This is a genomic window from Klebsiella sp. 141162 (genome assembly GCF_050600755.1).
Taxonomy (GTDB): Bacteria; Pseudomonadota; Gammaproteobacteria; order Enterobacterales; family Enterobacteriaceae; genus Klebsiella; species Klebsiella aerogenes.
Map to the genome: position 1 here is coordinate 463,067 of NZ_JAQIRI010000003.1, position 13,227 is coordinate 476,293.

At 55.9% G+C, this 13,227-nt stretch carries 12 protein-coding genes; 8 read left to right on the plus strand and 4 right to left on the minus strand.

What is annotated here, in order from left to right; genetic code table 11:
• Nucleotides 1–58: 58 nt before the first annotated feature.
• The 4 genes from gyrB to dnaA all read right to left on the minus strand — a co-directional run bounded on the left by gyrB (nt 59) and on the right by dnaA (nt 6,288).
• Nucleotides 59–2,473 carry a DNA topoisomerase (ATP-hydrolyzing) subunit B gene (gyrB, locus tag PGR23_RS13395; protein ID WP_032706564.1) on the minus strand — a complete coding sequence of 805 codons (2,415 nt, stop codon included), beginning with the start codon at nt 2,471–2,473 and terminating at the stop codon, nt 59–61.
• 28 nt (nt 2,474–2,501) lie between these two features.
• Nucleotides 2,502–3,575: a DNA replication/repair protein RecF gene (recF, locus tag PGR23_RS13400; protein WP_045378107.1), complete on the minus strand. Its 1,074-nt coding sequence runs from the start codon at nt 3,573–3,575 to the stop codon at nt 2,502–2,504.
• Between the two features lie 207 nt (nt 3,576–3,782).
• Nucleotides 3,783–4,883 carry a DNA polymerase III subunit beta gene (gene dnaN / locus PGR23_RS13405; protein ID WP_045378110.1) on the minus strand — a complete coding sequence of 367 codons (1,101 nt, stop codon included), beginning with the start codon at nt 4,881–4,883 and terminating at the stop codon, nt 3,783–3,785.
• A gap of 4 nt (nt 4,884–4,887) precedes the next feature.
• A complete protein-coding gene (gene dnaA / locus PGR23_RS13410; RefSeq protein ID WP_015703901.1) occupies nt 4,888–6,288 on the minus strand; it encodes a chromosomal replication initiator protein DnaA in 1,401 nt (466 codons plus the stop codon).
• A gap of 321 nt (nt 6,289–6,609) precedes the next feature.
• Between dnaA and PGR23_RS13415 the strand changes: the two genes are divergently transcribed.
• From PGR23_RS13415 to yidZ, 8 genes are all read left to right on the plus strand, one after another.
• Complete coding sequence (locus PGR23_RS13415) at nt 6,610–6,690, plus strand: hypothetical protein (RefSeq protein ID WP_419773121.1); 81 nt, start codon at nt 6,610–6,612, stop codon at nt 6,688–6,690.
• A gap of 217 nt (nt 6,691–6,907) precedes the next feature.
• Nucleotides 6,908–7,048, plus strand: a complete 141-nt coding sequence (gene rpmH / locus PGR23_RS13420) for a 50S ribosomal protein L34 (protein WP_015369029.1) — start codon at nt 6,908–6,910, stop codon at nt 7,046–7,048.
• Nucleotides 7,049–7,063: 15 nt separating this feature from the next.
• A complete protein-coding gene (rnpA, locus tag PGR23_RS13425) occupies nt 7,064–7,423 on the plus strand; it encodes a ribonuclease P protein component (RefSeq protein WP_015703902.1) in 360 nt (119 codons plus the stop codon).
• Complete coding sequence (gene yidD, locus PGR23_RS13430; protein WP_015703903.1) at nt 7,387–7,644, plus strand: membrane protein insertion efficiency factor YidD; 258 nt, start codon at nt 7,387–7,389, stop codon at nt 7,642–7,644. Before rnpA ends, yidD begins: the two co-directional genes overlap by 37 nt.
• Nucleotides 7,645–7,646: 2 nt before the next feature.
• The gene (gene yidC, locus PGR23_RS13435) at nt 7,647–9,293 is read left to right on the plus strand and encodes a membrane protein insertase YidC (protein ID WP_047064050.1); all 1,647 of its coding nucleotides are present in this window, start codon (nt 7,647–7,649) and stop codon (nt 9,291–9,293) included.
• 140 nt (nt 9,294–9,433) lie between these two features.
• Nucleotides 9,434–10,798 carry a tRNA uridine-5-carboxymethylaminomethyl(34) synthesis GTPase MnmE gene (gene mnmE, locus PGR23_RS13440; RefSeq protein WP_047078181.1) on the plus strand — a complete coding sequence of 455 codons (1,365 nt, stop codon included), beginning with the start codon at nt 9,434–9,436 and terminating at the stop codon, nt 10,796–10,798.
• 196 nt (nt 10,799–10,994) lie between these two features.
• Nucleotides 10,995–12,179 (plus strand): MFS transporter, encoded by a 1,185-nt coding sequence (locus PGR23_RS13445; protein ID WP_047078163.1) that lies wholly within the window; start codon nt 10,995–10,997, stop codon nt 12,177–12,179.
• On the plus strand, nt 12,148–13,107 hold the full coding sequence (yidZ, locus tag PGR23_RS13450) for an HTH-type transcriptional regulator YidZ (RefSeq protein WP_271032425.1): 960 nt from the start codon (nt 12,148–12,150) through the stop codon (nt 13,105–13,107). Before PGR23_RS13445 ends, yidZ begins: the two co-directional genes overlap by 32 nt.
• Nucleotides 13,108–13,227: the final 120 nt, after the last annotated feature.

Sequence of the window (13,227 nt, forward strand, 5' to 3'; positions counted from 1 at the left end):
ACCGGGTTTAGCAAAACCGTAGCCCCGGTAGACATCATGTCACCGGGGAAATACAGGCTTAGATATCGATGTTCGCCGCTTTCAGGGCGTTCTCTTCGATAAAAGCGCGACGCGGTTCAACGGCATCGCCCATCAGGGTGGTGAACAGCTGGTCGGCGGCAATCGCATCCTTCACGGTGACGCGCAGCATGCGGCGGCTGTCCGGATCCATGGTGGTTTCCCACAGCTGATCCGGGTTCATCTCGCCCAGACCTTTATAACGCTGGATAGAGAGGCCGCGACGCGACTCTTTCACCAGCCAGTCGAGCGCCTGTTCGAAGCTGGCTACCGGCTGGCGGCGCTCGCCGCGTTCGATAAACGCGTCGTCTTCGATAAGCCCGCGCAGCTTCTCGCCGAGGGTGCAGATGCGGCGATATTCCGCGCCGGTGATGAACTCGTTATCCAGCGGGTAGTCGGTATCGACGCCGTGGGTACGCACGCGCACGATCGGCTCGAACTGCTGCAGCTCGCTGTTTTCACGAATATCAAACTTCCACTGGCTGCCGTGCTGCTCTTTTTCGTTCAGCTCGCTAATCAGCTGGTTAATCCAGCGGGTGACGGTCTGCTCGTTGCTCAGATCGGCTTCGGCCAGCGTCGGCTGATAGATAAGCTCTTTGAGCATCGCTTTCGGGAAACGGCGCTCCATGCGGCCAATCATTTTCTGCGTCGCGTTGTACTCGGCCACCAGTTTTTCCAGTGACTCGCCGGCTAAGGCCGGCGCGCTGGCATTGGTGTGCAGCGTCGCGCCGTCGAGCGCGATGGAGATCTGGTACTGATCCATCGCTTCGTCGTCTTTAATGTACTGTTCCTGCTTGCCTTTCTTCACTTTGTACAGCGGCGGCTGAGCAATGTAAACGTGACCGCGCTCCACGATTTCCGGCATCTGACGATAGAAGAAGGTCAACAGCAGGGTACGAATGTGCGAGCCGTCGACGTCCGCATCGGTCATGATGATGATGCTGTGATAACGCAGCTTATCCGGGTTGTACTCATCGCGGCCGATACCGCAGCCCAGCGCGGTAATCAGCGTCGCCACTTCCTGAGAAGAGAGCATTTTATCGAAGCGGGCTTTCTCAACGTTGAGGATTTTACCCTTCAGCGGCAGGATAGCCTGGTTCTTACGGTTACGGCCCTGTTTCGCAGAGCCGCCCGCGGAGTCCCCTTCCACGAGGTACAGTTCAGACAGCGCCGGGTCGCGTTCCTGACAATCCGCCAGTTTGCCCGGCAGACCTGCCAGGTCAAGCGCGCCTTTACGACGGGTCATTTCACGGGCGCGACGCGCGGCTTCACGCGCACGCGCGGCGTCGATAATTTTGCCGACCACGATTTTCGCATCGGACGGGTTTTCCAGCAGGTATTCGCTCAGCAGTTCGTTCATCTGCTGTTCAACTGCCGATTTCACCTCGGAGGAGACCAGCTTGTCTTTGGTCTGTGAGGAAAACTTCGGATCCGGCACCTTCACGGAAACCACGGCAATCAGGCCTTCACGCGCATCGTCGCCGGTGGCGCTGACTTTCGCTTTTTTGCTGTAGCCTTCTTTATCCATGTAGGCGTTCAGGGTACGGGTCATCGCCGCGCGGAAGCCCGCCAGGTGAGTACCGCCGTCGCGCTGCGGAATGTTGTTGGTAAAGCAGTAGATATTTTCCTGGAAACCGTCGTTCCACTGCAGCGCCACTTCAACGCCGATACCGTCTTTTTCGGTGGAGAAATAGAAGATATTCGGGTGGATCGGCGTTTTGTTCTTGTTGAGATACTCAACAAACGCCTTGATGCCGCCTTCGTAGTGGAAATGGTCTTCTTTACCGTCGCGCTTATCACGCAGGCGGATAGAGACCCCGGAGTTCAGGAACGACAGCTCGCGCAGACGTTTCGCCAGGATTTCGTATTCGAATTCAGTGACGTTGGTGAAGGTTTCCAGGCTTGGCCAGAAACGCACCATGGTACCGGTGCTTTCGGTTTCGCCGGTTACCGCCAGCGGCGCCTGCGGCACGCCGTGCTCATAAATTTGTTTGTGGACTTTGTTATCGCGTTGGATAACCAGCTCCAGCTTCTGCGACAGGGCGTTAACCACCGAGACGCCTACGCCGTGCAGACCGCCGGACACTTTATAGGAGTTATCATCGAATTTACCGCCGGCGTGCAGGACGGTCATGATAACTTCCGCCGCGGAGACGCCCTCTTCCGGGTGAATGCCGGTTGGGATGCCGCGACCGTCATCCTGTACGGAGACGGAGTTATCGCTGTGGATAGTAACAACGATGTCTTTACAGTAACCTGCGAGCGCTTCGTCGATAGCGTTATCCACAACCTCGAATACCATGTGGTGCAGACCGGTGCCGTCATCCGTGTCGCCGATATACATACCCGGGCGCTTACGCACCGCATCCAGCCCTTTCAGGACTTTGATACTGGAGGAGTCATAAGAATTCGACATCAACGTTTCTCGCTCATTTAATCTTGGGTTAATCCGTTATTTTACCCTTTTCCACGGTGAACATCTTCGAATTTTTGTCCGACATGTCCATTACGTGTTCAGCGCTGATTGCGCTGACGAAAACCTGCGATTGCGTGGCTTTTAAGCGGCTGGCAAGCAGCCCGCGCCGGGCATCGTCAAGCTCCGAGGCAAAATCATCTATCAGGTACAGGCAGCGCCGCCCGCTTTCGCGGGTCAGGAACTCGCCCTGCGCCAGTCGTAGGGCGCACATCAGCAGCTTAAGCTGCCCGCGCGACAAGGTATCTTCCACCGGCGCCCCATCGGCGCGAATGCGAAAATCCGCTTTATGCGGACCGTGGGCGGTGTAGGTTAACATTCTGTCGCGTTCGAAATTCCGCTCCAGCACCTCGGCGTAGTCCGTTTCTTTTTCCCAGCCGCGCTGGAAAGAGAAGGTGAGGGTGAATTCCGGTAAAAATTGCTGACAGGTATCCGCCATGTCTTCGACAATAGCGGCGCTGTATTCGGCACGCCAGCGGCTGATTTGTTCCGCCAACGGGATTAATTCCAGGTCCCACGGCCGCAGTTGCGCATATCGGCTCACCTGGCGCAGCGCGGCGTTGCGCTGTTTCAGCAGGCGCTTCAGGTTGCTCCAGGCGGTGAAGAATCCGGCTTCGTTATGAAAGCATCCCCAATCAATGAACGCTCTTCTGTATTTGGGGCCGCCGTTGAGTAAAGTAAACCCCTCCGGCGTGATCAGCTGCATCGGCATCAGGTGCGCCAGTTCCGCCACCTTGTGGCCATCGGTGCCGTCGATACGCACCTTGCTGTCGCCCTGCTTGTCTTTGGTCAGGCCAATGGCGGTTTCCCGCTCTTCGCCCTGTAAACGCCCGTGCAGGACAAACGAATCCTGCTCGTGGCGAATCACCCGGCCAATTTGCAAACTACGAAACGCCCGACCGTGGCCGAGCGTATAGATAGCTTCCAGTACGCTGGTTTTGCCGCTGCCGTTTGCGCCAACCAGGAAGTTAAAGCTGGGGGATAAAGCGAGATCCGCATTTTCAATATTGCGGAAATCTTTGATCAGGAGTCGGGATAGCGACATATCAACTCGTCATCATTCAAGGGGCGTGGGTGTCGCAGCCAGTTCGTCTACCGCCAGCGCGCAGAAAGCGGAGCGTACACGAAGTACGTGAGCATTTGCTCGCTCCGCTCGTCCTTCGGACCGTCTTACAGACGTCCAAAACGCATAGCGTTTTGTCGAGCACTGCCGGAAGGCGAAATGGCAAGTAAACCAGCCCCTTTGCAGATTCTACAATCTCATAGGCATAACAACATAGGCGGCGGATTGCGAAGCCGCATCCTCAATCTGCACGCTCGATACGGAATCCGTCAGCAGAATGCGCACATTCTCGCATTTCAGCGCATTGAGCACATCCAGCACATAGCTAACGTTGAAGCCAATCTCCATCTCCGTTCCGGCGTAGGTCACGTCAAGGATCTCTTCCGCCTCTTCCTGTTCCGGGTTGTTAGCGGTGATTTTCAGCTGGTTCTCGCTGACGTACAGCCGCACGCCGCGGAATTTCTCGTTCGAGAGGATTGCCGCGCGGGCGAAAGCCTGCTTGAGAATGTCGCAGCCGGCATCAAGGTGTTTATCCGGGTTTTTCGGCAATACGCGGCGATAGTCCGGGAAACGGCCATCAACCAGCTTCGAGGTGAAGATAAAATCGCCGACGTGAGCGCGGATATTGTTGCTGCCGATCTGCACGCGCAGCGGCGTATCGCCGCCGTCAAGCATACGCATCAGCTCAATCACCCCTTTACGCGGCACGATCACCGAATGGTTCGGCAGCGACTCTTCCAGCGGCATTGAACAAACCGCCAGACGGTGGCCGTCGGTGGCGACGGTGCGCAGTTCGCTACCTTCGGTTTCAAACAGCATGCCGTTTAAGTAGTAACGAACGTCCTGGTGCGCCATCGAAAACTGGGTGGCTTCAATCAGGCGCTTCATCGTCGCCTGCGGCAGGGTAAATTCCACTTCGCTCTGCCAGTCGTCGAGATTCGGGAAATCGGCGGCAGGTAGGGTCGACAGCGAGAAGCGGCTGCGGCCGGAGCGCACCAGCATACGGTCGCCTTCAAGCTGCACGGCGATCTCCGCGCCTTCTGGCAGGCCGCGGCAGATATCAAAGAATTTACGCGCCGGAACGGTGGTGGCGCCCGCTTCGTGCGGCTGAATCAGCGACACGCGCGCGACCATTTCCATTTCCAGATCGGTACCGGTTAGCGACAGCGTGCCGTCCGCGACCTGAAGCAGCAGGTTACCGAGAATCGGCAGCGTCGGACGACCACCTAACGGACCGCTCACCTGTTGCAGCGGTTTTAATAAATGTTCACGTTCTACGGTAAATTTCATAGCGTCACGAGGATAATGTTCTGATTAAATTGGAAAAATCTTCTTTAATGTCGTGGCTTTCTTCACGCAACTGCTCAATCTTACGGCAGGCGTGCAGCACGGTGGTATGGTCGCGGCCGCCAAACGCATCGCCGATTTCCGGCAGGCTGTGGTTGGTCAGCTCTTTGGCCAGCGCCATCGCCATCTGGCGTGGGCGCGCCACCGAACGGGAGCGGCGTTTGGACAGCAGGTCCGCTACCTTAATCTTGTAATACTCCGCCACCGTCTTTTGAATATTGTCGATGGTGACTAATTTTTCCTGCAGCGCCAGTAAATCGCGCAGCGCTTCGCGCACGAAATCAATGGTGATAGCCCGGCCGGTAAAGTTGGCGTTAGCAATGACGCGGTTCAGCGCCCCTTCCAGCTCACGCACATTCGAACGCAGACGCTTGGCGATAAAGAATGCGACTTCGCCCGGCAGGCGGATGTCGTTCTCATCGGCTTTTTTCATCAGGATCGCAACGCGGGTTTCCAGCTCAGGCGGCTCGATCGCCACCGTCAGGCCCCAGCCAAAGCGCGATTTCAGACGATCCTCAACGCCGTTGATCTCTTTTGGATAACGATCCGAAGTGAGGATGATCTGCTGATTACCTTCCAGCAGGGCATTAAAGGTGTGGAAGAACTCTTCCTGCGAACGCTCTTTATTGGCGAAGAACTGAATATCATCGATCAGCAGGGCGTCAACGGAGCGGTAATAGCGTTTAAATTCTTCGATGGCGTTGTTCTGCAGGGCTTTTACCATGTCCTGCACGAAACGCTCGGAGTGCATATAGACCACTTTAGCATTTGGCTTACGCGCCACAATGCCGTTGCCGACGGCGTGCAACAGGTGGGTTTTACCCAGACCGGTGCCGCCATATAGGAACAGCGGGTTATACGCGCCGCCAGGGTTATCGGCCACCTGACGCGCCGCCGCGCGTGCCAGCTGGTTAGATTTACCTTCGACGAAGTTATCAAACGTATGCTTGACGTTGACGTTGGAACGGTAGGTGGGCTCTGCCGGAGCCGGAACGTTATCCCAGCCCTGACGGGCGACAGCCGGCGCGACGCGCGCGGTTTGCACCTGAGCGGCCGGGATCGCCGTGGCGACGTTGGCCGTACCCTGGTGGGACGGCGCCGCAGGCTTCGCGCCCACTTCAAAGCGCAGCTGTGGGGCGTCCGCACCACAAAAGTCATTGAGGAGCCCATTGATATTATTAAGGTATTTGTCCCTTACCCAATCGAGCACAAAACGGTTTGGCGCATACAGTGCCAGCGTGTTATCGCTCAGTTCCGCCTGCAATGGGCGGATCCACATGCTGAATTCTGTGGCTGGTAACTCATCCTGCAATCGGGCAAGACACTGCTGCCAAAGCGAAAGTGACACGGCGGACTCCACTCGAACATAAAATCGATATAAAAGAAAAACTGAAACAATCGTGATTGTTGGCACACGTCGCAAGACCCTGCATTAGCCGAAAAAGCCCCTGCGCAAAAGGGGTGACGTGCGAACCGCTATTTGCGGTTTTACCCGGGACGGATCCGTGGATCGCGATCGGGACCGGGGATCATAGCCTAAACTGAGAAAGAGATCTTGTGTTTCTCAACAGATTCTTCCCGATTTATCCACAGGAGGATCGAAACCGGGTAAGTGTAATCGATCCTGGCGAGAGTGCGGCACGATTTCGCCCGCATATTGGAAAAATTAATGAGCTATGCCGGTTTTGAACAGAATCGATCTAACAAAGATCCTTTACGATCCTTGCGCTTTACCCGCCAGGCCGTATAATCCCCCACCCGGCGCGTAACGCCCGTTTTCGCAACTCGTCTCAGCTTATTTTTTGTGCGGCAAGGTGCGAGAAATAAGGAAAGAGAATTGACTCCGGAGTGTACAATTATTACAATCCGGCCTCTTTAATCACCCACGCTGAGGCGTAAGTCGTTCGAAGTTCGTTCGGGTCTACGCAAAAGTCAGTGAATTTATTCAAGTTTAGGTAGAAATCGCCATGAAACGCACTTTTCAACCGTCTGTACTGAAGCGCAACCGTTCTCACGGCTTCCGTGCTCGTATGGCTAATAAAAATGGTCGTCAGGTTCTGGCACGTCGTCGTGCTAAAGGCCGCGCTCGTCTGACCGTTTCCAAGTAATAAAGCTAACCCTGCGTGGTTAAGCTAGCATTTCCCAGGGAGTTACGTTTGTTAACTCCCAGTCATTTCACTTTCGTCTTCCAGCAGCCACAACGGGCTGGCACGCCGCAAATCACCATCCTCGGCCGCCTGAATTCGCTGGGGCATCCCCGCATCGGTCTTACCGTCGCCAAGAAAAACGTTAAGCGCGCGCATGAACGCAATCGGATTAAACGTCTGACGCGTGAAAGCTTCCGTTTACGTCAACATGAACTCCCGCCAATGGATTTCGTGGTGGTGGCAAAGAAAGGGGTTGCCGACCTCGATAACCGTGCTCTCTCGGAAGCGTTGGAAAAATTATGGCGCCGCCATTGTCGCCTGGCTCGCGGGTCCTGATAGGCCTTATCAGGGTCTATCAGCGCCTGATTAGTCCGCTACTCGGGCCGCACTGTCGTTTCACGCCAACCTGTTCTCAATACGGAATTGAGGCATTGCGCAGGTTTGGAGTGATAAAAGGCAGTTGGTTGACGGTGAAACGCGTATTAAAATGCCACCCTTTACACCCTGGTGGTGACGACCCCGTCCCGCCTGGACCATTTGATACCAGAGAACACTAACGATGGATTCGCAACGCAATCTTCTTATCATCGCTTTGTTGTTCGTGTCTTTCATGATCTGGCAAGCCTGGGAGCAGGACAAAAATCCGCAAACCCAGCAGCAGACCACGCAGACTACGACCACAGCAGCGGGTAGCGCCGCAGACCAGGGCGTACCGGCCAGTGGCCAGGGGAAACTGATTACGGTTAAAACTGATGTGCTTGATCTGACCATCAACACCAGCGGTGGTGATGTTGAGCAAGCGCTGCTTCCGGCTTACCCGAAAGCGCTGAAATCTACTGAACCGTTCCAGTTACTGGAAACCACGCCACAGTTTATCTATCAGGCACAGAGCGGCTTAACCGGTCGTGACGGCCCGGATAACCCGGCTAACGGCCCGCGTCCGCTGTATAACGCTGATAAAGATGCGTATGTACTGGCTGACGGCCAGAACGAAATCGTTATTCCGCTGACCTACACCGACAAAGCGGGCAACGTCTTCACCAAAACTTTCACCCTGAAACGCGGTGATTATGCGGTGAACGTTGGCTACAACGTGAAAAACGTCGGCGAAAAACCGCTGGAGATCTCCTCCTTCGGTCAGCTGAAGCAAACGGCAGCGCTGCCATCAAGCCGCGATACGCAAACCGGCGGTCTGTCTACCATGCACACCTTCCGTGGCGCGGCGTACTCCACTGCTGATTCGAAATACGAAAAATATAAATTCGATACTATCGTCGACAACGAAAACCTGAACGTCAGCACCAAAGACGGTTGGGTGGCGATGTTGCAGCAGTACTTCACCACCGCGTGGGTTCCGCATAACAGCGGCACCAACAACTTCTATACCGCTAACCTCGGTAATGGCGTTGTCGCTATCGGCTATAAATCACAGCCGGTACTGGTGCAGCCTGGTCAAACCGACAAGCTGGAAAGCGTGCTGTGGGTCGGCCCGGCTCTGCAGGATAAAATGGCTGCCGTCGCGCCGCACCTGGACCTGACCGTCGACTACGGCTGGCTGTGGTTCATCTCCCAACCGCTGTTTAAGCTGCTGAAATTCATCCACGGCTTCCTCGGCAACTGGGGCTTCTCGATTATCGTCATCACCTTTATCGTTCGTGGCATCATGTACCCGCTGACTAAAGCGCAGTACACCTCCATGGCGAAGATGCGTATGCTGCAGCCGAAGATTCAGGCAATGCGCGAGCGTCTGGGCGACGATAAACAACGTCAAAGCCAGGAAATGATGGCGCTGTATAAAGCTGAAAAAGTTAACCCGCTGGGTGGCTGCTTCCCGCTGATTATTCAGATGCCTATCTTCCTTGCGCTGTACTACATGCTGAGCGCCTCGGTTGAACTGCGTCATGCGCCGTTTATCCTGTGGATCCATGACCTGTCCGCGCAAGACCCGTACTACATCCTGCCGATCATCATGGGCGCGACCATGTTCTTCATCCAGAAGATGTCGCCGACCACCGTGACCGACCCGATGCAGCAGAAGATCATGACCTTTATGCCGGTCATCTTCACGGTGTTCTTCCTGTGGTTCCCGTCTGGTCTGGTGGTGTACTACATCGTCAGCAACCTGGTAACTATTATTCAGCAGCAGCTGATTTACCGTGGTCTGGAGAAGCGTGGCCTGCATAGCCGCGAGAAGAAAAAATCCTGATTCGGTGTAGGCCGGATAAGGCGAAGCCGCCATCCGGCAATGCGCGCCGGGTTGCCTGATGGCGCTAACGCTTATCAGGCCTACAATCAAAAGGCGGTCGAATGACCGCCTTTTTTTATTGCGATTTGAAGAGACATATCATGAGCCATAACGACACTATCGTCGCCCAGGCAACCCCACCGGGACGCGGGGGTGTGGGCATCCTGCGTATCTCCGGCCTTAAGGCGCGCGACGTCGCGCAGGCGGTACTCGGCAAGCTGCCGAAGCCGCGCTATGCCGACTATCTGCCGTTCAAAGACGCCGACGGTACGCCGCTGGATCAGGGGATTGCGCTGTGGTTCCCGGGACCCAATTCCTTTACCGGCGAAGATGTCCTCGAACTGCAGGGCCACGGCGGTCCGGTCATTCTGGATCTGCTGCTCAAACGTATTCTGACGTTGCCCGACGTTCGCATCGCCAATCCGGGCGAGTTTTCCGAGCGCGCGTTCCTCAACGACAAGCTCGACCTGGCGCAGGCAGAGGCCATCGCCGACCTTATCGACGCCAGCTCAGAGCAGGCGGCCCGTTCGGCGTTGAACTCCTTGCAAGGGGCCTTCTCCGCGCGTGTGAACCATCTTGTGGAAGCGCTCACTCACCTGCGCATCTACGTGGAAGCGGCGATTGATTTCCCGGATGAAGAAATTGATTTCCTCTCCGACGGTAAAATTGAAGCCCAACTGAACGACGTGATCGCCGATCTCGATGCAGTCCGCGCCGAAGCCCGTCAGGGCAGCCTGTTGCGTGAAGGGATGAAAGTGGTGATCGCCGGACGGCCAAACGCCGGTAAATCCAGCCTGCTAAACGCCCTGGCCGGACGAGAAGCGGCGATCGTCACCGATATCGCCGGCACCACCCGCGACGTACTGCGCGAACATATTCACATCGACGGTATGCCGCTGCATATCATCGATACCGCAGGCCTGCGTGACGCCAGTGATGAAGTGGAGCGCATCGGCATTGAACGCGCCTGGCAGGAAATTGAACAGGCGGATCGGGTGTTGTTTATGGTCGACGGCACCACCACCAGCGCCGTTGACCCGGCGGAGATCTGGCCGGACTTTATCGAGCGCCTGCCCGCTAAACTGCCGATTACCGTGGTGCGTAATAAAGCCGACGTCACCGGCGAAGCGCTGGGGCTCAGCGAAGTAAATGGCCACTCACTAATCCGCCTGTCGGCGCGTACCGGTGAAGGGGTCGAGGTGCTGCGCAACCACCTTAAGCAGAGCATGGGCTTCGATACCAACATGGAAGGCGGCTTCCTCGCCCGTCGTCGCCACCTGCAGTCGCTGGAAACGGCAGCGAACCATCTGCAGCAGGGCAAAGCCCAACTGCTGGGCGCCTGGGCCGGGGAACTGCTGGCGGAAGAGCTGCGTCTGTCGCAACAGGCATTAAGCGAAATCACCGGCGAATTTACCTCTGACGACCTGCTGGGCCGCATCTTCTCCAGTTTCTGCATCGGTAAGTAAGCGTTACTGGTAAGCATCTACTAACCCGCCATAACATTCTGTTATGGCGGGTTTTTTATTTAATGTCCCTAATCACATCAACTCTGTGAAGCAATCACCTGTTTTTCCTTTCAGGAAAAGAGTGTTGTCCAAATGGCAACTCGTACTCCCTGGCGCTAGCCACTATGCTGTACGCCAATCTTATCGCGAGGGTCCTATGGCACGCTTTCTTATCTGCAGTTTCGCTTTGGTGCTGCTCTATCCATCCGGCATTGATATGTATCTGGTCGGCCTACCGCGCATCGCCCAGGATCTTGGCGCCAGCGAGGCGCAGCTGCATATCGCCTTCTCGGTCTATTTAGCCGGTATGGCTACCGCGATGCTTTTTGCCGGGCGCGCGGCGGATAAATCCGGGCGTAAACCGGTCGCGATTTTCGGCGCCATCACCTTCATACTGGCCTCGCTACTGTGCTCGCAGGCGCATAACAGCACGCATTTCCTGATCGGCCGCTTTATCCAGGGGATCGGCGCGGGAAGCTGCTACGTCGTCGCATTTGCCGTTCTGCGCGATACGCTGGACGAGCGCCGCCGCGCCAAGGTACTGTCGCTGCTTAATGGCATTACCTGCATCATTCCCGTTCTCGCGCCGGTACTTGGTCATCTGATCATGTTGAAATATCCGTGGCAGAGCCTGTTCTACACCATGACAGGCATGGGGGTGATGGTAGGGTTATTGTCGGTGTTTATCCTGCGCGAGACGCGCCCGACAACGCATCCGCAGGCAGGCGCACAGCATAATGCCACTGCTGAATCGCTGCTAAACCGGTTTTTCCTCAGCCGCATAGTCATTACGACTCTCAGCGTCACCGCAATTCTGACCTACGTGAACGTCTCTCCGGTACTGATGATGGAAGAGATGGGTTTCGACCGCGGAACTTATTCAATGGCGATGGCGCTGATGGCGATGGTCAGCATGGCCGTGTCGTTCTCCACGCCGTTCGCCCTGACGCTGTTTAAACCACGCACCCTGATGCTGACCTCGCAGACGTTGTTCCTTGTCGCTGGCGTGGTATTGAGCCTCGCCGCCAGCCAGCCCCTCACCATGCTGGGATTAGGCATGATCTGCGCGGGTTTCTCGGTCGGCTTTGGCGTCGCGATGAGCCAGGCGCTAGGTCCTTTCACGCTGCGCGCGGGCGTCGCCAGTTCCGCTCTCGGTATCGCTCAGGTCTGTGGCTCTTCGCTGTGGATTTGGCTGGCGGCTATCATCGGGCTGAGCGCCATGAATATGCTGATCGGGATACTCATTGCCTGTAGCATAGTCAGTATTGTTCTGATACTGGTCGTCTCGCCGGCGCGCGCGACGCAAGATAATGAAGAAATCCCTGTCGAGTCTCGATCTTAATCTCCTGCTGTGCCTGCAGCTTCTGACCCAGGAGCGCAGCGTCACCCGCACGGCGAAACGGATGAACGTTTCGCCGTCGGCGGTGAGTAAATCATTGGCCAAGCTACGCGCCTGGTTTGACGATCCGCTATTTGTTAAAACCCCACTAGGGCTGGCGCCAACGCCGTTAATGAGCAGCATGGAGCAGGATCTCGCCGACTGGATGCAGATGGGCAATCAGATCCTCGATAAACCGCATCACACCATGCCAAGCGGCCTGAAGTTTGAGCTGGCGGCAGAATCGCCGCTGCTGATGATCCTGTTCAACACCCTCTCCCAGCAAATTTATCAACGTTATCCACAGGCGCTGATCCGCTTACGCAACTGGGATTACGACTCGCTGGATGCGATCATTCGCGGCGAGGTCGATATCGGTTTTTGCGGCCGGGAAACCCATCCCCGTTCGCGCGAACAGCTGAGCCTGCTGCCGTGGTATATCGATTTTGATATCCTGTTTAGCGACCTGCCGCAGGTGTGGCTGCGCGCCGATCATCCGGCGCTTAATGAAGAGTGGAATCTGGAAACATTCCTGCGCTATCCGCACATCAACATCTGCTGGGAACAGAGCGATACCTGGGCGCTGGATGATGTGTTACATGATCTGGGCTACAAGCGCACCGTCGCGCTAACCTTACCCGGCTTTGAACAGTCATTGTTTATGGCGGCGCAGCCGAATCACACCATGATAGCCACCGCGCCGCGCTATTGTCAGCACTATAATCAGCAACACCATCTGCCGCTGGTATCGCGCCCGCTGCCGCTGGAGCCGCAGCTACTGGAAAAAATGCGCGTGCCGTTCACCCTGCTGTGGCATAAGCGTAATAGCTATAATCCAAAGATCGTATGGCTCAGAGAGACCCTTAAACAGCTCTATTCCAATACGCTGTAGGGAATTTGCCCATCATCCTCACGTTGTTGCGCAAGAAATTGTAAAAGTCAGACATTATCCCTTCTCAAGGAAGAATTTCCGCATTAAAACCTGCTCATTGTGAGCGATAATATCATTCAC

Coding starts and splice junctions, on each gene's coding strand:
- gyrB (WP_032706564.1), bottom strand. CDS start 2,473: ATGTCGAATTCTTATGACTCCTCCAGTATCAAAGTCCTGAAAGGGCTG.
- recF (WP_045378107.1), bottom strand. CDS start 3,575: ATGTCGCTATCCCGACTCCTGATCAAAGATTTCCGCAATATTGAAAAT.
- dnaN (WP_045378110.1), bottom strand. CDS start 4,883: ATGAAATTTACCGTAGAACGTGAACATTTATTAAAACCGCTGCAACAG.
- PGR23_RS13415 (WP_419773121.1), top strand. CDS start 6,610: ATGAGCTATGCCGGTTTTGAACAGAATCGATCTAACAAAGATCCTTTA.
- rpmH (WP_015369029.1), top strand. CDS start 6,908: ATGAAACGCACTTTTCAACCGTCTGTACTGAAGCGCAACCGTTCTCAC.
- yidD (WP_015703903.1), top strand. CDS start 7,387: ATGGCGCCGCCATTGTCGCCTGGCTCGCGGGTCCTGATAGGCCTTATC.
- yidC (WP_047064050.1), top strand. CDS start 7,647: ATGGATTCGCAACGCAATCTTCTTATCATCGCTTTGTTGTTCGTGTCT.
- mnmE (WP_047078181.1), top strand. CDS start 9,434: ATGAGCCATAACGACACTATCGTCGCCCAGGCAACCCCACCGGGACGC.
- PGR23_RS13445 (WP_047078163.1), top strand. CDS start 10,995: ATGGCACGCTTTCTTATCTGCAGTTTCGCTTTGGTGCTGCTCTATCCA.
- yidZ (WP_271032425.1), top strand. CDS start 12,148: ATGAAGAAATCCCTGTCGAGTCTCGATCTTAATCTCCTGCTGTGCCTG.